General features: G+C 65.8%; 20 protein-coding genes and 1 tRNA gene. 10 read left to right on the forward strand and 11 right to left on the reverse strand.

All coding sequences use genetic code 11. The annotated features are described in order from the left end of the window. Nucleotides 1-35: 35 nt before the first annotated feature. Nucleotides 36-1,430 (reverse strand): short-chain fatty acyl-CoA regulator family protein, encoded by a 1,395-nt coding sequence (locus ILT46_RS04070; protein ID WP_199503363.1) that lies wholly within the window; start codon nucleotides 1,428-1,430, stop codon nucleotides 36-38. A 132-nt stretch (nucleotides 1,431-1,562) separates the two neighbouring features. On the opposite strand from ILT46_RS04070, the gene ILT46_RS04075 reads away from it, so the two are divergent. The 3 genes from ILT46_RS04075 to ILT46_RS04085 all read left to right on the forward strand — a co-directional run bounded on the left by ILT46_RS04075 (nucleotide 1,563) and on the right by ILT46_RS04085 (nucleotide 3,982). Next, nucleotides 1,563-3,161: an isocitrate lyase gene (locus ILT46_RS04075; RefSeq protein ID WP_199503364.1), complete on the forward strand. Its 1,599-nt coding sequence runs from the start codon at nucleotides 1,563-1,565 to the stop codon at nucleotides 3,159-3,161. 27 nt (nucleotides 3,162-3,188) lie between these two features. Then, nucleotides 3,189-3,365 carry a hypothetical protein gene (locus ILT46_RS04080; RefSeq protein ID WP_199503365.1) on the forward strand — a complete coding sequence of 59 codons (177 nt, stop codon included), beginning with the start codon at nucleotides 3,189-3,191 and terminating at the stop codon, nucleotides 3,363-3,365. A gap of 113 nt (nucleotides 3,366-3,478) precedes the next feature. Then, nucleotides 3,479-3,982, forward strand: coding sequence for a hypothetical protein (locus ILT46_RS04085; RefSeq protein WP_199503366.1), 504 nt, complete (start codon nucleotides 3,479-3,481; stop codon nucleotides 3,980-3,982). Nucleotides 3,983-3,989: 7 nt separating this feature from the next. On the opposite strand, the gene ILT46_RS04090 is transcribed toward ILT46_RS04085, so the two are convergent. The 4 genes from ILT46_RS04090 to efp all read right to left on the reverse strand — a co-directional run bounded on the left by ILT46_RS04090 (nucleotide 3,990) and on the right by efp (nucleotide 6,953). Further along, nucleotides 3,990-5,333, reverse strand: coding sequence for an amidohydrolase (locus tag ILT46_RS04090; RefSeq protein WP_199503367.1), 1,344 nt, complete (start codon nucleotides 5,331-5,333; stop codon nucleotides 3,990-3,992). Between the two features lie 70 nt (nucleotides 5,334-5,403). Further along, nucleotides 5,404-5,488 (reverse strand) — tRNA-Leu (locus ILT46_RS04095). Nucleotides 5,489-5,561: 73 nt separating this feature from the next. Continuing rightward, nucleotides 5,562-6,383: an inositol monophosphatase family protein gene (locus ILT46_RS04100; RefSeq protein WP_199503368.1), complete on the reverse strand. Its 822-nt coding sequence runs from the start codon at nucleotides 6,381-6,383 to the stop codon at nucleotides 5,562-5,564. A 6-nt stretch (nucleotides 6,384-6,389) separates the two neighbouring features. Further along, nucleotides 6,390-6,953: an elongation factor P gene (efp, locus tag ILT46_RS04105; RefSeq protein ID WP_199503369.1), complete on the reverse strand. Its 564-nt coding sequence runs from the start codon at nucleotides 6,951-6,953 to the stop codon at nucleotides 6,390-6,392. A 137-nt stretch (nucleotides 6,954-7,090) separates the two neighbouring features. Here efp and ILT46_RS04110 point away from each other — a divergent pair, with 137 nt between their 5' ends. Then, on the forward strand, nucleotides 7,091-7,477 hold the full coding sequence (locus ILT46_RS04110) for a hypothetical protein (RefSeq protein ID WP_199503370.1): 387 nt from the start codon (nucleotides 7,091-7,093) through the stop codon (nucleotides 7,475-7,477). 3 nt (nucleotides 7,478-7,480) lie between these two features. On the opposite strand, the gene ILT46_RS04115 is transcribed toward ILT46_RS04110, so the two are convergent. From ILT46_RS04115 to thiE, 3 genes are all read right to left on the reverse strand, one after another. Further along, nucleotides 7,481-8,188 (reverse strand): M23 family metallopeptidase, encoded by a 708-nt coding sequence (locus tag ILT46_RS04115; protein ID WP_199503371.1) that lies wholly within the window; start codon nucleotides 8,186-8,188, stop codon nucleotides 7,481-7,483. A 23-nt stretch (nucleotides 8,189-8,211) separates the two neighbouring features. Continuing rightward, complete coding sequence (locus ILT46_RS04120; RefSeq protein WP_233396975.1) at nucleotides 8,212-9,477, reverse strand: L,D-transpeptidase family protein; 1,266 nt, start codon at nucleotides 9,475-9,477, stop codon at nucleotides 8,212-8,214. Nucleotides 9,478-9,540: 63 nt separating this feature from the next. Further along, on the reverse strand, nucleotides 9,541-10,188 hold the full coding sequence (gene thiE, locus ILT46_RS04125) for a thiamine phosphate synthase (protein WP_233396976.1): 648 nt from the start codon (nucleotides 10,186-10,188) through the stop codon (nucleotides 9,541-9,543). Between the two features lie 314 nt (nucleotides 10,189-10,502). Here thiE and rpsA point away from each other — a divergent pair, with 314 nt between their 5' ends. From rpsA to ILT46_RS04140, 3 genes are all read left to right on the forward strand, one after another. Next, entirely contained in the window at nucleotides 10,503-12,212 is a 1,710-nt protein-coding gene (rpsA, locus tag ILT46_RS04130; protein ID WP_199503373.1) for a 30S ribosomal protein S1, read from the forward strand. Nucleotides 12,213-12,304: 92 nt separating this feature from the next. After that, a complete protein-coding gene (gene gloB / locus ILT46_RS04135) occupies nucleotides 12,305-13,069 on the forward strand; it encodes a hydroxyacylglutathione hydrolase (RefSeq protein ID WP_199503374.1) in 765 nt (254 codons plus the stop codon). Between the two features lie 249 nt (nucleotides 13,070-13,318). Then, entirely contained in the window at nucleotides 13,319-13,960 is a 642-nt protein-coding gene (locus ILT46_RS04140) for an SOS response-associated peptidase (protein ID WP_199503375.1), read from the forward strand. Between the two features lie 11 nt (nucleotides 13,961-13,971). On the opposite strand, the gene ILT46_RS04145 is transcribed toward ILT46_RS04140, so the two are convergent. Together ILT46_RS04145 and uvrA are read right to left on the reverse strand one after the other, a co-directional pair. Then, nucleotides 13,972-16,371 carry a hypothetical protein gene (locus ILT46_RS04145; protein ID WP_199503376.1) on the reverse strand — a complete coding sequence of 800 codons (2,400 nt, stop codon included), beginning with the start codon at nucleotides 16,369-16,371 and terminating at the stop codon, nucleotides 13,972-13,974. A 13-nt stretch (nucleotides 16,372-16,384) separates the two neighbouring features. Continuing rightward, entirely contained in the window at nucleotides 16,385-19,351 is a 2,967-nt protein-coding gene (uvrA, locus tag ILT46_RS04150; protein ID WP_199503377.1) for an excinuclease ABC subunit UvrA, read from the reverse strand. Nucleotides 19,352-19,701: 350 nt separating this feature from the next. Between uvrA and ILT46_RS04155 the strand changes: the two genes are divergently transcribed. Genes ILT46_RS04155 through ILT46_RS04165 form a run of 3 tightly spaced genes read left to right on the forward strand, consistent with a single transcriptional unit; the run spans nucleotide 19,702 to nucleotide 22,602 of the window. Further along, nucleotides 19,702-21,009: a TrkH family potassium uptake protein gene (locus tag ILT46_RS04155; RefSeq protein WP_199503378.1), complete on the forward strand. Its 1,308-nt coding sequence runs from the start codon at nucleotides 19,702-19,704 to the stop codon at nucleotides 21,007-21,009. Further along, nucleotides 20,999-21,673 (forward strand): potassium channel family protein, encoded by a 675-nt coding sequence (locus tag ILT46_RS04160; protein WP_233396977.1) that lies wholly within the window; start codon nucleotides 20,999-21,001, stop codon nucleotides 21,671-21,673. The genes ILT46_RS04155 and ILT46_RS04160 overlap by 11 nt, the downstream gene beginning before the upstream one ends. After that, on the forward strand, nucleotides 21,670-22,602 hold the full coding sequence (locus ILT46_RS04165; protein WP_199503380.1) for a hypothetical protein: 933 nt from the start codon (nucleotides 21,670-21,672) through the stop codon (nucleotides 22,600-22,602). The genes ILT46_RS04160 and ILT46_RS04165 overlap by 4 nt, the downstream gene beginning before the upstream one ends. A gap of 1 nt (nucleotide 22,603) precedes the next feature. On the opposite strand, the gene ILT46_RS04170 is transcribed toward ILT46_RS04165, so the two are convergent. Beyond that, nucleotides 22,604-23,935 (reverse strand): cation:proton antiporter, encoded by a 1,332-nt coding sequence (locus tag ILT46_RS04170; protein ID WP_370592325.1) that lies wholly within the window; start codon nucleotides 23,933-23,935, stop codon nucleotides 22,604-22,606. Nucleotides 23,936-23,965: the final 30 nt, after the last annotated feature.

Genomic DNA, 23,965 nt, shown 5'->3' on the forward strand with positions numbered 1-23,965 from the left:
CTGTCGGTAAATCTTACATGCGCGCCGCTATACTATCAGGCGAAACGGAACGGGCTCAGCCATTGTTCGCCGGACGTGAATTGCAGCTGCGCGCCGCGCGGTGGCAACGCCCGCTGCGCACACCCCGCGACCCGACATTGGCTGCAACCCTGCCCGATCATCATGGCTTCGTCCGCCCGAAGCGTCACGCCGCGCGCGAACGCGCATTGTTCGGCGAGCCGCGCTTCGAGGCCGAGCACGACGGCGAACTGCGCCTGCCCTGCCGGTCCGCCCAGCGTTCGACGCGAAATGGTCAGCCAGTGAGTCGGGCCCGCGGTAACCCCATCGACCCTCACGGGTTGGACGAGCGTATCGTCCGGTCGGGCAAACACCTGATGAACCTTCCATAGTGGGCAACTGGCTTCGCCCTCCAGAAAAGTGGCGCCGCTCGCGCCCGCAAATCGCTTGGAGATCTGGCCCGCCTGATCAAACCGCGCCATGAAAAAGGGCAGCCCGCGTTCCCCCACGCGCTGCAGCGTGGTCAGCCGGTGCGCCAGTTGCTCGAAACTCACCCCGAAGCGGTGGCGCAGGATGTCGAGATCGTAGCCGGTTGCCTCGCACGCGCGGAGGAAGCGGCGGTAGGGCATCAGCAGTGCGGCCGCGAAATAGGCCAGCAGGTGCCGTTCGAAAAACCGCCGCGCCGCCTCGTCCGCAAGGTTCGAGCCCGCAACGATGCCGGCGATTTCATCACGCGCTTCGAGCCGGGCGATCTGCAGCGCGACCTGAAAGGTGCGCGCTGACGGGCCGAGCATTTCCGAGAGCTGGACCTGCCGCGCGTGGAGATCGAGCCGGCGCAGCGCATCGGGCATCACCTCCTGCGGCAGAACCCGCACGGTCAACTGGTGGCGTTCGCGCAGCCGCTCGGCCAGCGCAGGCGCCAGTTCGCCGCGCGACAGGCGCAATTCATCGGCCAGCGCCTCGGCCGCATGGTCGAGATCGGCGAAGTGATTGTTCCAGCGCTCGATCTCGCGGCGCGATGTGACCAGCGGCGATGCCGGCCCGCCCGATAGGCCGCCAGCCGCATCCGCACCCTCGCCCGCCGCGTCATAGAGCGCGGCAAACGCCGCTGCGGCTTGCGGGGCGGCCGACAACAGCTCGACGATTTCCTCGCGGTCGATCCCGAACTGGGCAAACCGGCGGTCGGCGAAACGGCGCGCTAAACCGTCCACCCCGCCGATTTCAGACGCATGGCCGAGCGCGCGCGGATCGAGGTCGAAATCGCCGGTCAGGCTAAGCAGTACACGCGCCGATAACGGGCGCTGATTGCGTTCGATGAGGTTGAGATAGGTCGGCGAAATGCCGAGGCGCTGCGCCATCGCGGCCTGAGTCAGCCCCAGCCGCTTGCGCAGGCGACGCACCGCCGGACCGCTATAGAGAGCCTGCTCTGCCATTGTCACTTTCTTTACAACCTTACCTGCGAGTATGCGGTCATAGGTTAGTCCTGACAACATTTAGTGTAACTTTTTGTGTTGCGCCGCACAGATTGTCGCCATGCCAAGAGGCGAACCCCTCAGGAGCCTGTCATGACCTACCAGACCGCCATCGATCAGTTCGACCGCACCATTTCCGGTAACGGGACCGCCTGGGCTGCCATCGACGCAGAATCGGCGGCGCGGATGCAGGTCCAGAACCGCTTTCCCACCGGGCTCGACATTGCCCGCTACACCGCGCACATCATGCGCGAGGACATGGCTGCCTATGATGCGGACCCGGCCCATTACACGCAGTCGCTTGGCTGCTGGCACGGCTTCATCGCGCAGCAGAAGCTGATCAGCATCAAGAAGCATTTCGGCACCACCAAGCGCCGCTACCTCTATCTGTCGGGCTGGATGGTGGCCGCGCTGCGCAGCGAATTCGGCCCGCTGCCCGATCAGTCGATGCACGAAAAAACCAGCGTCCCGGCGCTGATCGGCGAACTCTACACCTTCCTCAAGCAGGCCGATGCGCGCGAGCTGGGCGGACTGTTCCGCGAACTCGACGCCGCCCGGACAAAGGGCGACGCGCTCGAAGCAAAGCGCCTCGAACAGGCGATCGATAACCACGAAACCCATGTCGTGCCGATCATCGCCGATATCGACGCCGGTTTCGGCAACGCCGAAGCGACCTATCTGCTGGCCAAGAAGATGATCGAAGCCGGCGCCTGCGCGCTGCAGATCGAAAACCAGGTCTCCGACGAAAAGCAGTGTGGCCACCAGGACGGCAAGGTCACTGTGCCGCACGAGGATTTCCTCCAGAAAATCCGCGCGATCCGCTATGCGTTCCTCGAACTGGGCGTGCCCGACGGGATCATCGTCGCGCGGACCGACAGCCTCGGCGCAGGGCTGACCAAGCAGATCGCCTATTCGAAGGAACCGGGCGATCTGGGCGACCAGTACAACGCCTTCCTCGACTGCGACGAGGTCGATCCGGCCAACATCACCAACGGTCAGGTGTTCATCAGCCGCGACGGCAAGCTGCTCGCGCCCAAGCGCCTGCCGAGCAACTTCTACCAGTTCCGTGCCGGCACCGGCGAGGATCGCTGCGTGCTCGACTGCATCACCTCGCTCCAGCACGGCGCCGACCTGCTTTGGATCGAAACCGAGAAGCCGCATATCGAACAGATCGCCGGCATGGTGGACCGTATTCGCGAGGTCATTCCCAATGCTAAGCTGGTTTACAACAACTCGCCCAGCTTCAACTGGACGCTCAATTTCCGACAGCAGGTGTTCGACGCCTGGGAGCAGGAGGGCAAGGATCTTTCCGCCTATGACCGCGCTCGGCTGATGAGCGTCGATTATGACGGCACGGACCTTGCCGCCGAAGCCGACGAGCGCATCCGCACCTTCCAGCGCGATGCGGCGGCGCGAGCCGGCATCTTCCATCACCTGATCACGCTGCCGACCTATCACACGGCCGCGCTCAGCACCGATAATCTCGCCCGCGAATATTTTGGCGATGCGGGGATGCTGGGTTATGTCAAGAACGTCCAGCGCGAGGAAATCCGCCAGGGGATCGCCTGCGTGAAGCATCAGAACATGGCCGGGTCGGACATCGGCGATGATCACAAGGAATACTTTGCCGGCGAGGCGGCTCTGAAGGCCGGCGGCAAGGACAACACGATGAACCAGTTCGCGGCCGCCTGAGCGCGACACCGGTAAAGGAGTGCGACCATGACGGACGAAACCACCACCGAAAGCCGCGAACCGGCTCGCGCCCGCGCGCTGTTCTCGACCGCCGATTTCAAGCTGCTGCGTGCCGCGCTCACCAGCCATGCGCGGGTCACCGAGGACCGCGAGGAACTCGCCCGGATCAACGCACTGCACCACCGGCTCGGCACTTATTGCTGATCTCCTGGGGAGGAGATGACGGCCGTCGGCCCCTTATGGGTCGGCGGCCGTCAACCTTGTATGAACCATGTCTGGCAGGTCGGACGATACGATCGACGTCCTAAGGCCGGGCGATGGGCAGACGAAGCTCCCCCGCGTTTGATCTGAAGATGTATCGCCATTTCGCGGTGGTGACAGTCGCGCTGACGACCGTGCTGGCGGTGTTCGCCGATGGCGAAGGGCAGCAGGCACAGGCCGCTGAGTCACAACCGCAGGTCAACGCAGCGTCAGCTCCGTCACCGGTCCCGCCGACGAGAACCGAGCGCCGCCCGAGCGCGCCGGGATGGGTGGACGACGCAAGCGAGCCATCCGGCCAGACATTCGACATTGCGGCGAGCATGGGCAGCGATTGGGGCGCGGATGGCGGGGCATTCGCCATGCCCGGCATGAACCTCGCCGATGTCGCGCTGGGCGAGGATGTGTTCCGCCAGCTGGGCATCGCGCCGCGCGATTTTGCTGATCTGACCGAGGCCGAACAACGCGCGATGCTGGCCGAATTGCACAATCGCCAGGCCGCCAATGCCGCCGCCGCCTCGCGGCAGCGCGCCGGCGGGCCGGAGGACGGAACCGACGCCTAACGCGCGCTCAGCGTGCCGGCATCAGGTCCATTGTCGCGGCGGTCAACGCTTCGGCGGCGGTGGCGATGACTTTGTCTGCTTCGGGCGCCCAATAGGGGCTGTGGAGCGAAGGTAGCTGGATCTCCCCGCGTTCGGCCCGTGCCATCTGTTCGGCCGGAACGCCGCCGACCCAGAAGATCAGCGCCTCGACCTCGCCCTCGCCCGCCATGCGGCGGAACTGGCTGAAATCCTCGCCGCCCATCACCGCCGGCACCTGCCGCACCCGCTCGGCGCCAAAGCGCGGGGTGAGGCCCGCCATGACCCGGCGGGTGAGCGCCTCGTCATTGAAGGTTGCGGGCGTGTAAGGGTCTTCCACCGACACCTCGGGCATCCGGTCATCGGGGATCCCGGCGGCGATTGCCTCGCCCCGGGCGATGCGGCGGATGCCGTCGAGCAGCATCTGGCGCGACTGATCAGAGTATGAGCGGACGGTCAGTTGCAGCCGCGCCTCGTCGGAAATGATGTTGTGCTTGGCCCCGGCATGGAAGCTGCCGACCGTCACCACCGCCGGCTCGGCCGGATTGGCCTCGCGGCTGACCAGCGTCTGCAGGCGCATCACGATCGCGCTGCCCAGCACGATCGGATCGCGCGTGGTGTGCGGATAGGCGCCGTGTCCGCCGACCCCGCGCAGCTTGATGTCCACGCTGTCGACATTGGCCAGCGCCCAGCCCGGTGAATAGCCGATCGTCCCGGCGGCAAATTGCGCCGCATCGTGAAAGGCGAGGACATAATCCGGCTTGGGGAAACGAGCATAAAGCCCATCATCGATCATCGCCTTGGCGCCGAGGCCGATCTCTTCGGCCGGCTGCCCGATCATCACCAGCGTCCCGCGCCAGGCCTCGCGCCGGCGGACGAGCTGTTCGGCGGTGGCGATCCACGCGGTCATGTGGGTATCGTGCCCGCAGGCGTGCATCACTCCGGTGGTCACGCCCGAAGCGGGCGTCGCGGTGCGGGTGGAGGCATAAGGCAGGCCCGTCTGCTCGACTACCGGCAAGCCGTCCATATCGGCGCGGACCATCACCGTCGGCCCATCGCCATTGCGCAGCACCGCGACGACACCGGTCTTGCCAACGCCCTCGGTCACCTCGAACCCCAGCGCCCGCATCCTTGTGGCCAGCTTGCGGGCGGTCTCGACCTCCTCGAAGCTCAGCTCAGGGTTGGCGTGGAGGTCGCGATACAGCTCCATCAGCCGCGGCATGTCGGCGGCAATTGCGGTGCGCAGGTCGTCGCCCTGCGCACTGGCGGGCGCGGCGAGGCCCAGGCTGGCGGCAGCTGCAAGCAAGGCGGCGGCGGTACGGATGATCATCGGCATTCCCCCAAAGCGTCTTTGCCCCGCAGCATGGCACAGCGACGCGGGAGCGCAAGGGGGCGGCGGTGGGGGATGGTGCCTCTGGCCGGACTCGAACCGGCACTTCCGAAGAAACTCGATTTTGAGTCGAGCGCGTCTACCAATTTCACCACAGAGGCCCTGGGTAAGGCCCGCGCATCTAGCGGGCCGCTGCCCGCCTTTCAACCCGCGCGTCCGCGCGCTACCCGCACCTCAGGCGCGCAGAGCGCCGACAATGGCCTTGTGCAACTTCGAATGCAGCCCGTCATTGCCCGCCAGCACCTGCGCATCGCAGATCGGCAGCGAGCGGCCGCGATAATCGGTGACAAAGCCGCCCGCCTCGCGCACCAGCAGACCGCCAGCGGCGGTGTCCCATGGCTTGAGGCCGCTTTCCCAGAACCCGTCATAACGGCCCGCCGCAACCCAGGCGAGATCGAGCGAGGCCGCCCCGAACCGGCGGATGCCGGCAATCTGCGGCCCGAGGGCGCCGAAAATGCGCGTCCATTCGGCAAAATCGCCCGCGCCCTGAAACGGAATGCCCGTCGCCAGCAGCGCATCGCCCATTCGGCTGCGCGAGGAGACGCGCAGGCGCGCATCCTGGAGCCATGCCCCGCGCGATTTTTCCGCCCAGAAGCTTTCGTCGGTGATCGGCTGATAGACCAGCGCTGCCGTCACCTCGCCCCAGCCGCTACCATCCAGCTTGGGTTCCTGCACCGCGATGGAAATGGCGAAATGCGGGATGCCGTGGAGGAAATTGGTCGTCCCGTCGAGCGGATCGATGATCCAGCGCGGCTGCCCTTCCTCGCCCGGAATGTCGCCGCCTTCTTCGAGCAGGAAGCCCCAGCCGGGGCGCGCGGCGCCCAATTCGTCGTACAGCGTGCGCTCGGCGATCTGGTCGGCCTTGGACACGAAATCCGACGGCCCCTTGCGGCTGACCTGGAGATGTTCGATCTCGCCGAAATCGCGCCGCAGCCGCGTGCCCGCCTTGCGCGCGGCGCGTTCCATCACGCGGATGAGGCCGGTAATCGCTGCCATCGTGCGTCAGCCGGCCTTGCCGACATAGGTGCGTTCATAGACATCGACGACGATGCGCGTGCCGCTCTCGATATGCGGCGGGACCATCACGCGCACGCCGTTGTCAAGCACCGCCGGCTTGTAGCTTGAACTGGCGGTCTGCCCCTTCACCACCGCATCGGCTTCGACGATGGTCGCCTCGACCTGCTCGGGCAGCGCGACCGAGATCGGCTTTTCGTCCCACAGTTCGAGCGTCACATCCATCCCGTCCTGCAAAAACGCCGCCGCATCGCCGAGCAGGTCGGCGGGCAGGTTGATCTGTTCGTAGGAATCCTTGTCCATGAACACCAGCGCATCGCCATCGGTATAGAGGTACTGGAATTCCTTCTGATCGAGCCGCACGCGCTCGATCGTGTCGGCGCTGCGGAAGCGGACATTGGTCTTGCGGCCGTCCTGCAGGTTTTTCATCTCGACCTGCATATAGGCGCCGCCCTTGCCCGGCTGGGTGTGCTGGATCTTCGCGACTTTCCAGATGCCGCCTTCATATTCGAGAATGTTGCCGGGACGGATGTCCACGCCGCTGATTTTCATGGGTCGGTCACTCGATTTCTGGGTGGGTCAGGCGTAGGCGCGCCCGGTGATGGCGCGCCCTTAGCTTAGCCGGATGGCGGCGGCAAGCAGGGGGCGGGCCGTTGCCGCCGGCGCGCCGGGCGTGCTAGGGGCCGCTCATGCGCATCAAGCTCCTTGCCGGCGGCCTCGCTTTCCCCCTGCTTGCGATGGCGGCATCGGCTGGGGCTGTACCTGGGGGCCGGCTAGGCGTGCTGCCCGCGGGGCGTTACGAATGCGCCCTGCCCGGTAGTGCCGCGGGACGCGCGATCGAAGTGCAGCCTGATTGGGGATTCGAGATCATCCGCAGTTCCAGCTATCTCCAGCGCGAGGAGCGCGGCACCTATCTCCTGCTGGGGGACGTGTTGACCTTTACCAGCGGCCCGCTCGCGGGCAGACGGCTGATATTCGACGATAACCGGCTGCTGCGCGACATGGTGGACAGCGGACCGGAAAAGGGCGGTCTGGGCCGGCTGCGTTGCGCGAGGGTGCCCGGCTCCGTATTCTGACCGTTAACGCCGGACCAGCAGCGGATAGGGGTTGAGCGCGACGGCGCGCGTGTACCAGGCGGCCTGGGGCGTGGTGCGCATCACCGCGAAATGAAGATGCGGCGCATCGGGCGATGCGTTACCGCTCCACCCGACAGTGCCCAGAGGCGTCCCGGCCCGCACCTGCTGCCCTTCAGCCAGACCCTGCGCGTAATCTTTCAAATGCGCGTAATAATGAATAATCGTCCGGTCGGGCGAGCGCACATAGACCGTCTTGCCGCCCTGCTGCGAAAAGAAAAGCTTTTCGACCGTGCCCGGTCCGGCAGCGATCACCGGGCGCCCTTCCGGCGCCATGATATCGATCGCATCATGCACACGCGCGCCGCCCGCCCGCGCCTGCGTGAACGTATCAACAAGCTGAGCCGGCGTTATTCCGACCACCGGGATGGTCAGCGTCCCGCGGGGCGAATTGGCCGCCGCGACAATCCTCGTCCCGTCACCATCCAACGCGATGGTGCCACTACGCGAGACTGCCGGGATCAGGCCCTGCGGCGCGTCCGGCCCGCGCGCGCCCGGTGCGACCGCGCTAGCCGCGGCTTGCTGCGCCGCGCCATCGGGCTCTGCCCAGCGGTTTTGCGCGCGATCCATGACCGTGCCGCCCGCCACGATCCACGCCGCCGAGGTCAGGGTCGCAGTTACCACGATTGTCAGCAGGCGGTCGGCAAAGCTCATGGCGTGACGGTTCCCTCGCGCGCTCAGGCGATGAATTCCACCTTGGTTTTGGTCGAGACCATCTGCGCCAACCGGGCGGCATCCCAGTTGGTCAGACGCACACAGCCACTGCTTTCAGCCCGGCCGATGGTTTCAGGGGCTGGCGTCCCGTGAATGCCGTAATGTTCCTTGCTGAGGTCGATCCAGACCACCCCGACGGGTGAATTGGGCCCGGCGGGAAACTGGTGCGTCTTGCCGTCAGTGCCGCTCTTGCCCAGCACTTCGGGATCGTAACTGTATGGCGGATTGAATGCCTTGCCCACGATGTTCCAGTTACCGAGCGGCAGCGGGAACTTGCTGGAACCCGAAGTGACGGTGAACAGCGCAATCAGCTTATCGTCCGCATCATAGGCCCGCAGCGTGCCCTTCGACTTGCTGACGATGACCTTGGCCACTTCGGGTTGCTCGCTGCCCACGCCAAGCTCGACGAGCGTACGCTGCCAGTTGTCATCCTCGACGCTGCCTTCTGCAATCGCGTCGCCGCCGATATTCGGCACGCGGATCTGCTGCCCCGGGCGGAACACGCTGGTGGGTGCTTCGGCCAGCGCCGCGGCCTTGGCATCGCCAGTAGCGCCGGCGGTGGGCGAAGCGGTCGGACTGGCGCTTGCCGTCGCGCGGGCCGTGGGCGTGGAGGCGGCGCTGGCGGTAGCCGTAGGCGTGGTTGTAACCCCGCCATCCAATTCCGCCGCCGGGGCGCCAGCCGGGCGCCCGTTCGGGTTAAGCATTTTCAACACCTCGACCGTGGTATGGAACCGCTCTGCCAGCCGCTCGTCGAGCGTTTCATAGCCGAGCTTGTCGAGTGCCGCCTTGTCCGCCGGATCTTCGGGCATCTTCTGGTAGTTATAGTCGCCCCAATCCTCGGGAATGGTCACCACGCGGGTCGCGGGAATGTCCTTCCATTCGCCGAGAGCCTGCGTGGTCGCCTCGTCCAGTTCACCGGTGACAGTCAGGCCCGTGGCCTCCTGAAATCCCTCAAGCGCGTTCCTGGTCGACATCCCCATCTTGCCGTCGATCACCCCCGGGCCGAAGCCGCGCCGGTCAAGCACGACCTGCGCCTGCATCATCGGACGTTCTTCGGAATCGGGAATGTCGTTCTCGATCGTCTCGCCATCGCGCGAATGCATCGCATCGGCCAGGTTGCTGTCCGCCTGTGCCTCGGAGGTCTGCCCTTCTTCGGCGTAGCGATCGGTGCCGTTGAAACCGCACGCGGCGAGCAGAGCAATCGGGGCAAGGGCGAGAATCACGCGCATCGGCACACTCCTGAAAACATCAACCACCAGCTTAACCCAAAGCAGCGGCTGTAGGACAATGTTTTATGCCGGCGTTTTATCCGCGCCGGCTGCCGTGATGGCCTCGACTAGGGCGCGCACCGCCCCAGCCTCGTCACCGCACCAGACTGCATTGCTGACCGCCAGGAAATCGGCGCCCGCTGCCACCAGCGGCGGGGCGTTGGCCGGCGTGATCCCGCCAATCGCCACGCAGGGAACCTCGAACAGGGCTTGCCACCACTCCAGCAAATCGAGTTCGGCGCGATGTTCGGTCGCCTTGGTCGCGCTGGGGTAGAAAGCGCCGAAGGCGACATAATCCGCCCCCGCCTCCCCCGCTTCCATCGCCAGATGACGACTGGCGTGGCAGGTCACGCCGATCTGCGCCTCGCGCCCCAGCGCCTCACGCGCCTCGGCGACGGTGCCGTCGCCCTGCCCCAGATGCACGCCATCGGCCCCGAGCCGCCTGGCGAGGGCGATGCTGTCATTGACGATGAACGCCACGTCGCGTGCGGCGCACAGTTCCTGCAGCGGCTGCGCGAGGCGGGCGGCCTCGTGCTGATCCAAACCCTTGACCCGGTATTGAAACGCCGCGACCGGCCCTGCACCCAGCGCGCGTTCGAGCCGGGCAGGAAAGTCGCCCCCGACATCGAGCGGCGAGATCAGGTAGAGCTGGCAGGCGGGAATAGCGGTCATGTCCGGCTCCATACCGTGTGCATCGAGCGCTGCAACCGGGTGACGGCGGCGTTGCGTGCTTGCCTTTCGCCCTCGATGCAGCTAGGCGCGCGGGCGTTCGACGGGTGACATCCCGGTCGGCGGCGCGCTGCATTTCCAGCATGGCCGGATATTTCGCAGGCGCAGCAGCGCCCGCCTCCTGCCTTTTGCCTCCTACCGCAAGGTCGCCCCAAGAGCCTCTGCCGCGGCATCCGGTCCGGTGGAGCGTTCGGCCATGAAAGACCGGCGGATTCAACCGCCTGGCCGGAAAAAACGTGAAACAGGACTGCAAACCTATGGCAACCACCGCCAACCCGACGCGCGACGATTTCGCGCGGATGCTCGACGAGCAGCTTGGCGCCGCTGACGAAGGAGGCTTTGAAGGCCGCGTCGTCAAGGGCACCGTCACCGCCATCGAAAACGGCATGGCGATCATCGATGTCGGCCTCAAGAGCGAGGGCCGCATCGACCTCAAGGAATTCATGCGCGGCGAAGACGAGCACGGCCTGTCGGTCGGCTCGGAAGTCGAAGTGTTTGTCGACCGGGTCGAGAACGCCGACGGCGAAGCGATGCTCAGCCGCGACCGCGCCCGCCGCGAAGCCGCCTGGGACAAGCTGGAAAGCGAGTTCGGCGAAGGCAAGCGCGTCGATGGCCGCATCTTCGGCCGCGTGAAGGGCGGCTTCACCGTTGATCTCGACGGCGCGGTGGCCTTCCTCCCCGGCAGCCAGGTCGATATCCGCCCGGTGCGCGATGTCGCCCCGCTGATGGACATGCCGCAGCCGTTCCAGATCCTCAAGATGGACCGCCGCCGCGGCAATATCGTCGTCTCGCGCCGCGCGGTGCTCGAAGAAACCCGCGCCGAACAGCGCAGCGAGCTGATCGACAAGCTGGCCGAAGGTCAGGTGATCGAAGGCGTGGTCAAGAACATCACCGATTACGGCGCCTTCGTCGATCTCGGCGGGATCGACGGCCTGCTCCATGTCACCGACATGAGCTACAAGCGCGTCAACCACCCCAGCGAGATGATCGATATCGGCCAGTCGGTGACGGTGCAGATCGTCCGCATCAATCCCGAAACCCAGCGCATCAGCCTCGGCATGAAGCAGCTCGAAAGTGATCCGTGGGATGGCGTGTCGCAGAAGTATCCGATCGGCGCGAAGCTGCACGGGACCGTCACCAACATCACCGAATACGGCGCCTTCGTGGAACTGGAACCGGGCATCGAAGGCCTGGTCCATGTCAGCGAAATGAGCTGGACCAAGAAGAACGTCCACCCCGGCAAGATCGTCTCGACCTCGCAGGAAGTCGACGTGCTGGTGCTCGAAGTCGATTCCGACAAGCGCCGCATCAGCCTTGGCCTCAAGCAGGCGCAGGGAAATCCGTGGGAAGAATTCGCGGACAAACACCCGGTCGGCACCAAGGTCACCGGCGAAGTCAAGAACGCCACCGAATTCGGCCTGTTCATCGGCCTCGACGGCGATGTCGACGGGATGGTCCACATGTCGGACATCGCCTGGGGCATTTCGGGCGAAGACGCGCTGGCGCTGCACCGCAAGGGTGAACAGGTCGAAGCGGTTGTGCTCGACGTCGATGTCGAGAAGGAACGCATCAGCCTCGGCATGAAGCAGCTCGAAAAGGGCGCGCCCACCGCCGGTGGTTCCGCTTCGGCCAGCGGCCTCAAGAAGAACGACGTCGTCACCGTCACGGTGCTCGAAGTGCGCGATGGCGGGCTCGAGGTGCAGGTCGGCGAAGACGGCGCGACCGGCTTCATCAAGCGCAGCGACCTTGGCCGCGACCGCGACGAACAGCGCCCCGACCGCTTCCAGGTCGGCCAGCACATCGACGCGATGGTCACCGGCTTCGATCGTTCGAAGAAGCCCAACTTCTCGATCAAGGCGCGCCAGCTTCACGAAGAGAAGGAAGCGGTGGAACAGTACGGTTCGTCGGATTCGGGCGCCTCGCTGGGCGACATTCTCGGCGAAGCGCTTAAGGCGCAGAAGGACTGATCCTTCGCCGCCTTCGGGCCTCAGAAAGGGCTCGTCTGCCGCTGGCAGGCGGGCCCTTTGCCTGTCAGGGGCCGGCTGTTAGGGTGCGCGGCATGATCGAGGTTCACCTGTTTCCCTGCCTGTCCGACAATTACGGCCTGCTCACGCATGATCCGGCGAGCGGCGAGACAGTCGCCATCGACACACCCGGTGCCGCAGCGATCCTCGCCGCGGCCGAGGCGAAGGGCTGGCGGATCAGCCAGATCTGGAACACCCACTGGCACCCTGACCATGCGGGCGGCAATGCGGCGATCCGCGCGGCGACAGACTGCAAAGTCACCGCGCCCGCCGAGGTGGCGGAACGGTTCGGACCGGTCGACCGCGTGGTGACCGCGGGCAAGCGCGTGATGCTCGGCGCGCACGAGGCAGAGGTGATCGACGTGGGCGGGCACACGCTGGGGCACATCGCCTATCATCTGCCGCAAGCGCAGATCGCCTTTGTCGGCGATGCGCTGTTTGCGCTCGGCTGCGGGCGGATGTTCGAAGGCACGCCGGCGCAATTCTGGACGAGCCTCCAGCGGCTGCGGGCGCTGCCGGAGGGCACCGCGCTCTATTGCGCGCATGAATATACCGCCGCCAACGCCGCCTTCGCGCGCCATGCGGACCCGGACAACGCGGCCCTCGCCGCCTATGCCGAGGAGGTCGCCGCCCGCCGCGCCGCCGGGCAGCCGACCGTCCCTACCACGCTTGCCCGCGAGGCTGCGACCAACCCCTTCCTGCGCGCCGATGCGCCCGCGCTGATGGCCCGCTGGGGCGATGGCAGCGGCGACCCGGTCCAGACCTTCGCCGCCCTGCGCGCCGCCAAGGACAGCTTCTGAGCGGGGGACGGAGCTCCGCGCGCTCGCCCTTCAACAAGCTCAGGGTGAGCGGGGCCACTACACATCCAATCCGCTCATCCTGAGCTTGTCGAAGGATCATCCTTGAGGTCCTCGAAGGATGATCTTGGGCCTGTTGAAGGCACCAAGCCCACACCGCCGCCGCACACCTCCCCCGCTCATCCTGAGCTTGTCGAGGGATGGCACCCCCCCGGCAGACAAACCCCGCCGCGCCCGCTACACAAGCGCGCGATGTGTAACCTCTATCGCATGACCCGCAGCCCGGCCGAGGTCGCCGAATGGTTCCGCGCGGTGAACGAGGCGGCCGGCGCCAACACGCCCGAGCTGGTCTATCCGCAATATCCGGGGCTGGTGGTGGCGCGCGGCGCGGGGGAGCACGCGGGCGGGCTGGCGGTGCGGCAGATGGTCTGGGGCTTCCCGCTCACCCAGCGCTCGGCGCGGACCGGCCAGATGCTCAAGCCCCGCCCGGTCAACAATGCGCGCACCGACAAGCTCGACAGCTTCATGTGGCGCCAGTCCTTCGCCGAGCGCCGCTGCCTGATCCCGCTGACCGCCTGGGCCGAGGCTGAGGGCACCCCCAAGAGCAAGGGCGGCCCCGGCATGACCCGCACCTGGCTGACCCTACCCGACCGCCCCCTGTTCGCCGCCGCCGGCCTGTGGCGCCGCAGCGAGGAATGGGGCGCGGTGTTCACGATGGTGATGACCGACAGCTGCGGCGCAGCGGCAGAATGCCACGACCGGATGCCCGTGCTGCTGCGCGCGGAGGACGAGGCAGCGTGGGTGTTCGGGGGCAAGGCGGAGGCCGAGGCGCTGTGCGTGCCGTACGGGGGCGAGGTGGCGGTGGAGCGGACGGGGGATTTGTGGGGTGGGTGATCGCCAGCGCCTTACGCCGGTAGAAAGCCTAGATCGTAAACCAACGGGCGCAGCTTTTCGGTCAGCGCAGCGTAGGCAGCCTTGAACGGATCGAAATCGGTCAATTCGATATCGCCATAGGCTTCGAGCGCGCGGCGCACCTGATACCAGCCGGCATCGGCGCGGTTCAGCTTGTATTCCTGCCGGATCTTGTTCGGGAAGCTGGTGGCGTGGAAACGCTGAAACAGCCTGCGGCCTTCATCAAGCACGGCTTGTGCCTCGGGCGAGAATGCCATGCCCGCCATGTAGCGCACCATGAAATCACTCTCGAAGCGCGCCTTCGCGCCGACCTCGGCTTCGGTGAAGGGGATGAAGTGGTTCGTGAGGCTCCAGTCCCGATCATTCCAGCGCAGCCCGTCCGCGCCTGCGGTGAGGTTGCTGCCGTTGAACAGCATCCACACGAGGCAATCGGATTTGAATTCGTCCGACAGTGGGTGCGAAGGTTGCAGGAACTGGTCGCGGTCGTTGAGCCATGTCGGCTTGATGAGGCGGCGAACGGAAAAGACGATGGCGGCTTGCCAGAGGTTTCCTTCGGTGACGAAGAAAGCTCCGGCATTACCGTACCCTGATGAAAGCAGACCGGTTGTTCCGGCGTGTTGCAGATCATTTCCAAAAACGATCATGCTGCCGATAGCGCCGTCCGCCCACCATCGACCTCTCACATCAATCGTGCTGGATGTCGGCAAGAGAGCGTTCTTGAGCGGCAGTCCAGGCGTTCTGTTGGAACGAGGCCGGTTGATCCATTCAGCCAGAGGTGGGCGCGGCGGTTCCCGATAGAACAAATGCTGTCCCACCACCTCGCCCGCCTTGTCGAGCGCGATTGCGCCGACCGACTGCGTGGGCTGATGCACCGCAAGATTCCAGATCAAAAACCCGATCGGGAAATGGCCTTTCAACCCGTCAAACGCCTTGCTGTGAACTACAAAGCCATCGAGATACTGGGCCGTCCACTGCTCCCTAAACTGTGCGAAATTAGGCGCGTTCACATATTTCAGTGTGCTGAACATCGCCAAGGTGGACTTGGGCAATTCCAGCATGATCCGGTGCAGGAACTGCACGAACAGTTCGCGTGCGGCATAGCCGAGATGCCCCATGCCGTGACTAATGCGGGTGCTTGCAACACCCGATTTCACAGTTGCGTTTGCGCCGCTGTCCTTGGTGTTATCGACATTCATCGCCTCTGCATACGGCGGATTGATCAGCACCAGGATCGGCTTCGCGCCCTTCTTCCCCTCGCGCGCATCGGCAATCGCCTGTCGCAGCGCCTGCGGCATCTTGCCCGATAACTCGTAATCGATCTCGCCAAAATCGGTCACATCGTCGTTCAGGTAATCATACTGGAAAATCTCCGCCCCGGCGAAGGCCGGGTTGCTGCGCATGATCGTCACGTCCTCCTGATCCAGCGTGGACATGAACACATCGCGCAGCTTGGAATGCTTGGCCTCCAGATTGCCGACGCCGGCGCACATATCCCAGACGATGTATTTCTGCTGCCAGTCCGCGCCCAGCGTGGCGTTCAACTGGTCATAGGCTTTGTCGACGATATGCAGCGGGGTGTAGAACGCGCCCTTGAACTTCTGGTCGTCCATCGGCAGCAGGCTGTCGCGCCGTTCGAGCAGATAATGCCGGTGCTTCTGCTCGGGCGGGCGGTGATAGATGTTCCAGAAATTGCGATAGCCACGCTCGCTCGCCAGCTCGTATTGCTCGGCCCCGAGGATGAACACCGGCTTGTCACCGTTGAACAGCAGGCGCGCGGGCAAGTTGCGCATCGCTTCGTTGCGGCCATCGTGCATGATGTCGGCAAAAAACAGCACGGCGTAATCCGCCTCGCGCTTCACGCCCAATTCCACGCCGACCATCGCCACCCATTTGTCGAATACCTGCCGCAGGTTGTTGGGCGTGATTGGGGTGCGGATAATGCGACCTTCGCGCACTGCATCAGTGGCCGCCTTGATGAACTCGGCCTCGTAACCGTCGATGCGATAGAGGATGAAATGCGTTTCGATGACCGGAGCAATCCGGGCCGCCAACGCCATGTCGGCGGCTGAACCGGACTTGGGCCACACGATAGTCTTGTCATCGAGAAGGGGCAGAGCGTGCTCCGTCGCCATCAATGCTGCTTTCTCGCGATCGATGACGCACAAGAATCCCGGGACTGCCTCGCCGCGTTTGCGTGCAGCTCGCACGTAGGTCAGCAGCTGGGCAAACATCAGCAGCGGAGGCGTGGGTGCCCCTTTCGCTTCAAACCAAATTTCTGGGGTCTGTATATCGACCAACCCCTTAAACACGCTCTTCAAGCCGAGGGCCTTGATATAAGCGTCTTTGACGTCTTCTTCAGTGCGGGCGACGGAAAGGTCGGTAAGGAGGGTCATTATGACCTTTCTCTCATTGGCCTAGCATCGGCGCAAGGTACCCGCCGGTAAAAGACCCCTGCACCCCTGCCACCTCCTCCGGCGTCCCTTCCGCAACCACCTCCCCGCCCCGCACGCCGCCGCCCGGCCCCAGGTCCAGCACCCAGTCGGCGGTTTTGATCACGTCGAGATTGTGTTCAATCACCACCACCGAATTGCCCTGGTCGACCAGCCGGTGCAGCACCTCCAGCAGTTTGCGAACGTCCTCGAAATGCAGGCCCGTGGTGGGTTCATCCAGAATATACAGCGTCTGGCCGGTGCTGCGGCGGCTCAGCTCCTTGGCGAGTTTCACCCGCTGCGCCTCGCCGCCTGACAGCGTGGTCGCTTGCTGGCCGACCTTGACGTAACCCAGGCCGACCTCGTTCAGCATGTGCATCTTGTCGCGGATCGGGGGGACGGCCTTGAAGAATTCTTCCGCATCCTCGATCGTCATGTCGAGCACGTCGGCGATGCTCATCCCCTTGAACTTCACCTCCAGCGTCTCGCGGTTGTAGCGTTTGCCGCCGCATTCCTCGCAGGTGACATAGACGTCGGGGAGGAAGTGCATCTCGATCTTGATCAGCCCGTCGCCCTGGCACGCCTCGCACCGGCCGCCCTTGACGTTGAAGCTGAACCGCCCTGCCTTGTACCCGCGCGCGGCGCTTTCGGGCAGGCCGGCGAACCAGTCGCGGATCTGGGTGAAGGCACCGGTATAGGTCGCCGGGTTCGATCGCGGAGTGCGGCCGATGGGCGACTGGTCGATCTCGATCACCTTGTCGCAATGTTCGAGCCCGGTCACCTTGTCATGCGCCCCGGCGATCACCCGCGCGCCATTGAGCGTTCGCGCGGCGGCGGCGTAGAGCGTGTCGATGGTGAAGCTCGACTTGCCGCTGCCCGAAACGCCGGTGATGCAGGTGAAGGTGCCGAGCGGGATGCTGGCGGTCACGTTCTGCAGGTTGTTGGCGCGCGCGCCATGCACCGTCAGCTTCTTGCCATTGCCCTTGCGCCGCTTGGCCGGCACCTCGATCCGCCGGCGGCCCGTGAGGTAGGCGGCGGTGAGGCTGGTCTTCGATTTAAGGACCTGTTTGAGCGTGCCCTGCGCCACCACCTCGCCGCCATGCACCCCCGCGCCGGGGCCGAGATCGACCACATGGTCGGCGGTGCGGATGGCATCCTCATCGTGCTCGACCACGATCACGGTGTTCCCGAGATCGCGCAGGCGCTTGAGCGTTTCGAGCAGCCGGTCGTTGTCGCGCTGGTGGAGGCCGATGCTGGGCTCGTCGAGCACGTAGAGCACGCCCGACAGGCCGCTGCCGATCTGGCTGGCGAGGCGGATGCGCTGGCTTTCCCCGCCGCTGAGCGTGCCGCTGGTGCGGTCGAGGTTGAGGTAATCAAGCCCGACATTGTCGAGGAAGCCGAGCCGCTCGTTGATTTCTTTCAGGATCGCGCGGGCGATCTGCTGCTGCTGCGGGCCGAGCTGCGCCTCCAGCGCGAGGAACCAGTCCTTCGCCGCCGCGACGCTCATCTGCGTGGGCGTCGCGATGTCGGTGCCGGCGACCTTCACGCTCAGCGCCTTGTCGTTGAGCCGCTTGCCGCCGCAGGTCTCGCACGGCTGCGCGGTCTGGAACTTACCCAGCTCCTCGCGCATCCAGGCGCTTTCGGTCTGCAGCATCCGCCGGTTCAGGTTGCCGATCACCCCTTCGAACGGCTTGTTGACGGTATAGCTCTTGCGCCCGTCCTTGAAGGTCAGCGGCACGCGGCGCCCCTCGGTGCCGAACAGGATCACCCGCTGCGCCTCTTCGTCGAGCTCGCCCCACGGGGTGGTCAGCGCGAAGCCGTATTCGGCGGCAAGGCTGGCGAGTACCTGCATATAATACGGCGATGGCGGGTTCGATTTGGCCCACGGCACCACGGCGCCCTGCTTGAGGCTGAGCGCCTCGTTGGGGACGACCAGCTGCGGATCGAACAGCAGCTTTTCGCCCAGCCCGTCGCAGGTCGGACAGGCCCCCTGCGGCGCGTTAAAGCTGAACAGACGCGGTTCGATTTCGCCGATCGTGAAGCCGCTGACCGGGCAGGCGAATTTCTCGCTGAACACGATGCGGTTGGCGGGGACGCCGGCGCCCTTCATCTTGCCGCCGGCATCGCCGCCCGCTCGCCCTTCGACATGCTCAGGGTGAGCGGGGTCGCGGAACGTCGCAGCATCCGCTCGTCCTGAGCCTGTCGAAGGACCAGGCACCACGCCATCGACCAGATCGAGATACGCCAGTCCCTCGGCCAGCTTCAGCGCCTGCTCGAAACTGTCAGCCAGCCGCGTTTCGAGGCCGGCCTTCACCGCGATCCGGTCAACCACCACCTCGACATCATGCTTCAGCTTCTTGTCGAGCGCGGGCGCTTCCTCGATCGGGTAAAGCTCGCCGTCGATCCGCACGCGGGTGAAACCGGCCTTCTGCCATTCGGCCAGCTCGCGACGATATTCGCCCTTGCGCCCACGCACCACCGGCGCGAGCAGCAGCGCCCGCGTGCCTTCGGGCAGCGCCATCACCCGGTCGACCATCGTGCTGACGGTCTGCGCCTCAATCGGCAGACCTGTCGCCGGGCTGTAGGGCACCCCCACCCGCGCCCATAACAGGCGCATATAATCGTAGATCTCGGTGACGGTCGCGACGGTCGAGCGCGGGTTGCGGCTGGTGGTCTTCTGCTCGATAGAGATCGCAGGGGACAGCCCGTCAATATGCTCGACATCGGGCTTTTGCATCATCTCGAGAAACTGGCGCGCATAGGCCGACAGGCTCTCGACATAGCGGCGCTGCCCTTCGGCATAGATCGTGTCGAACGCGAGGCTCGACTTGCCGCTGCCCGACAGGCCGGTGATCACAACCAGCGCATCGCGCGGCAGGTCGATGTCGATCCCCTTGAGATTATGCTCGCGCGCGCCGCGGACGGAAATGTGAGTGAGAGCCATGGGGCCGCGTGTTCCGGTTTCGTTCGGTGAAGTCAATGGGCGCTGCGAGCAAGGCCCGGATCAAGCACGCCAAATGGTGCGCGCTGGCACTTTTGCAACTTGGCAAAGCGCTGAAAACGCCGGATGAGCCGATCAGGGAGGAACCATGCAAATTGCCGCCTGTCTCGATGCCATCCGCAGGGGCCGCGTCGCCACCGTGGCGCACTGTCCGTGCGCACACACCCACATCGCGGAAGATGTAGCTGGGCCGGCGGACTGAGTCGGCAAGACCCCGCCTGATGCCCTTCCTCGACCTTCCCGCCCGCACGATTACGCGCCGCGTTGGTGGGTTGGCGCAAGGGGTGTCGCCCGTGAGGCTGGTACCGCTCGGTTTTGCGCTGGCGATCCTTGCCGGCACCGCGTTGCTTATGGTGCCCGCCGCGCGTGAGGCTGGAGCGATCGAAGGCGGCGCGCCGTGGCTGGTGGCGCTGTTCACTGCGGTCAGCGCCACCTGCGTCACCGGGCTGGTGACGGTCGATACCGGCACCTACGGGTCCGGCTTTGGCGAGGCGGTGATCCTCGGCCTCATCCAGATTGGCGGGCTCGGCACGCTGGTCGTGACCACGCTGTTGCTGATGGCCCTGGGCGACCGGCTGTCGCTGTCGGGCCGGTTGCGGGCCGGGGCTGAGCATCGCGGTGTCGGGCCCGGCGGGGTCGAGCGGCGAGTGCGCACGGTGCTTGCCTTCACGCTGGCGGTCGAACTGGGGATTGCCGTTCTGCTGATCGGCTGGTGGCGACTCGCCTACGGCGCGCCGTGGGCCGAGGCGGCGTGGCACGGGCTGTTCCATTCGGTCAGCGCGTTCAACAATGCGGGCTTCGGCCTCCACCCCGACAGCCTGATGCGCTACAGTCACGATCCGGTGGTGTTGCTGGCGCTGTCCGCCGCAGTGGTGCTGGGCGGGATCGGGATGCCGGTGGTGGCCGAACTGCTTCGCCGTCACCGGGGCGAGCGGGTTTCGCTCCACACCTATTTGACCGTGCTCGGCACGCTAATCTTGCTGGCGGGCGCGGCGCTGCTGACCTTTCTGTTCGAGCGCGACGGCGCGCTGGCGGGCATGGCTACGCCGCACGCCGCGCTCAATGCGCTGATCCATTCGGTGATGCTGCGCACCGCCGGCTTCAACGCGATCGACATTGCCGCTTTGTCAGATGCCGGGGTATTGATGGCGTGCTTCGTCATGATCGTCGGCGGCGGCAGCGTGGGAACGGCGGGCGGGATCAAGGTGACCACGGTGATGGTGCTGCTGGCGGTGGTCGCCGCCGAATTGCGCGGACGGCCCGACAGCACGATCCGCAGCCGGCACCTCCCCGGCGCAGTCCAGCGCGAGGCGCTGGCGGTGCTGGTGCTGGCGGTAGCGGCGGTCGGGCTCGGCACGCTGGCGGTGCTCGGCCTGTCGGGTCTGCCCTTGCGCGATGTGATGTTCGAAGCATCCTCCGCCTTTGCCACTGTCGGCCTGTCGACCGGGATTACCGCCAAATTGCCACCGGCCGCACAGGGCGTCATCATGGCGCTGATGTTCATCGGCCGCGTCGGGCCGATCACGCTGGGCGCCGCGCTCGCATTGCGCAACCGGCCTACCAATATCCGTTATGCCGAGGAGAGAGTCATTGTGGGGTAGCGATAGCGGCACCGGGCGCACCAGCGTGGCGGTGATTGGGCTTGGCCGGTTCGGCGGGGCGGTGGCCGATGCGCTGACCCGGCTGGGGCACGAAGTGCTGGGGATCGACGCCGACCAGGCGCTGGTGCAGGCCTTTGCCGACCGTCTGAGCCATTGCGTGCAGGCCGACGCCACGGATGAGCGCGTGTTACGCGACCTGGGTGTCGAAACCATGGCCCATGCCGTTGTCGGCATCGGCACCAACCTCGAAGCCAGCATTCTGGCGGCGTCTACCCTCGTGGATATGGGCGTGGCCGACGTCTGGGCCAAGGCGCTGGGGCCCAAACATGGCCGCCTGCTCGAGCGCGTCGGGGTGCATAACGTGGTCTATCCCGAAGCCTCGATGGGCGAGCGCGTAGCCTATCAGGTCGCCGAACAGGTGCTTGATTACATCGACTTTCACGACGGGTTCGCGATCGCCAAGGTCAGCGCACCGGCTGATGCGGTCGGCCGCACGCTGGCGGAGGCAGCTCTCAGGAGCCGTTTCGGCATCACCGTAGTCGGGGTCAAACGGCCCGGCGAACCGTTCATCTACGCCCGCCCCGAAACCGCGCTCGAGCCCGGCGATCTGCTGATCGTCGCGGCCGAGGCCGAAGCGCTACAGACATTCGCGCGGCGAAAATGACCATACGGCTGATCGCCCTCGCACTGGCGCTGGCCGGATGCGCGAACGGCGACGTCGAGGATGCGAAGCCAGCACCGGAGGCGACCAACGGCGCGCCCGTCACCAGCCTTGCCGAGATCGAAGGCTTGTGGCTGGTCGAACGGTTCGGCGATTTTACTCCCGGCTGGCAGAACGGAGCAGGCTGGCGGCGGTCCTATGTCGAGGTACGCAAGGGAGGCCTCGCCTACGCTGTCGGCTGCAATCATTCGGGCAATGCCGCGTCTTTGGGCGCTGACGGTATCCTGCGCGACCACAGCGAAGAGGGCGGCCGATTGCAGACGCTTATGGGCTGCCCGCCCGAGCAGGAGCAGCGCGACGGCCGCTTTTTCGCCTTCTTCGGTACGAATCCGCAGGTGACGCGGATGGCCCCGGATCGCATCCGGCTGGCCAGCAGCGCAGGCGAGCTTGTCCTCGTCACCCCTGCCGCGTGGCGGCGTGCCAATGCTCCTGCGCTCAGCGAAATCACCGGCCGCTGGGTACCGCAGTCCTCCACGACCTACGAAGGTGCAGGCAGTCGAGGGAGTGGGTTCGAGCGCGACGGGGCGATCATCATTACTGAGGATTCGATCGACTGGACAGCATGCGCCGAGGCCGGGGTCGGCGGGCGCTGGGACAAGGCCGCGCAGTTCACCGTCACCCGTGCGCCCACGGGGACGTGCCGCATGGGCGAGGCGTTTCCCGGCCACGATGCGGGGCTGATCCTCGCCCGCATTCTCGCCGCCGGGCCGGCGGTGGTGCGGACCGGCGAACACCACATTACCCTCGTTGCCGGGTCGGACGAGGTCACTCTGGAGAGCGAGGCGAGCGTGCTCAATCCACCGCCGCTTCCGCCGCCGCCACTCCCGCTACCGCCAGGCGTGCCACCGCCGCCGCCGCCGCCGCTGCGTTAGTTCAGGCGCGCGAAGCTGGATCGTCTGCTGGGTCGAGGTTGCGCGCGGTCACCCGTTCGACGGCGATGCCCGCGGTCAGCCCGTGGACCAGCGTCGAGAGCAGGATGGTGAAGGCGACCGTCGCCCACAGCGCCTCCTCGTTGACCAGTTCGACATTGTGGCCCGCATAGGCGAGGTAATAGACCGAGCCAATCCCGCGCACGCCGTAGAACGCGATCACCGCGCGTGGCCGCCAGGCGAGGCCTGTGCGATAGAGGCTGCACCAGCCGATCACCGGCCGGATGATAAATATCAGCGCCAATCCGATCAGCGCGTGCGGCCAGTCGAGATAGGGCCATAGTGCCGGAAACGCCGCGCCCAGGGCCACCAGCAGCACCGCGGTCAGCGCGTGTTCCACCGCCTCGGCAAAATCGTGTAGCCGCAAATGATACTCGTCGTCCTGTTCCTGCCGGCGCAGGACCACCCCGGCGACAAAGGCGGCAATAAAGCCGTACCCTTCGACCAGTTCCGCCCCGCCATATGCGACCAGCACCCCGGCGAGCGCGATGATCCCGGTCTGCGTACGTGCCAGCGGATTGTTGCGCGGCCAGTAGAACAGCACCCGGCCGAGCAGCCAGCCGGCCGCAACGCCCGCCAGCCCGCCCAGCGCAATCCGCCAGATCACATCGCGCAGCAGCCACTCGCCGGCCATGTCCCAGGTCAGCACGCCGGCGCTGGCGAACAGGATGCCGAGGTGGACAAAGGGGAACGCCAGCCCGTCATTCAGCCCCGCCTCGGTCGTCAGCGCGTAGCGGACGGGATGCTCTCCACCCTCCTGCGGCGGGCCGACCTGGACATCGCCGGCCAGCACCGGGTCAGTCGGCGCCAGCACCGCGCCCAGCAGCAGCGCGCCGGCCAGCGTCATCCCGGCAAACTGCCAGCCGACAATGGCGAGCGCGAGGATCGTCAGCGGCATCGCCACCGAAAGCAGGCGGATGGTCGGCAGGAAGCGGATGAAACTGCCGACCTTGTCGATGCGCAATCCGGTGGCGAACAGGCCAATGATCACACACCATTCGGCCAGCAATTCCCACGGATAGGGCTGTGTCAGGGGGTTCGGTGCCTGCGGCATACCGGGGATGAAGAACGCCGCCATCCCCAGCAGCACCAGCAGCGCGGACGCCGCCGGCTCGCGCCCCGAGATGAACCGCGGCAGCCAATGCGCGGCGATGATGACCATGCCGGTGCCGGCCAACAGGACATGATAGGAATCGAAACTGAACAGCGTCATCTGACGCGCATGGCGGTCGGTGGTGTGCTGGTCAATCGCCGGGCTCGCGGGGGAAAAGCGCACGAGATCATGTGTATTGCCGCAGCAAGAGTG

The organism is Qipengyuania sp. YIM B01966, from assembly GCF_016461955.1.
Taxonomy (GTDB): Bacteria; Pseudomonadota; Alphaproteobacteria; order Sphingomonadales; family Sphingomonadaceae; genus QFOP01.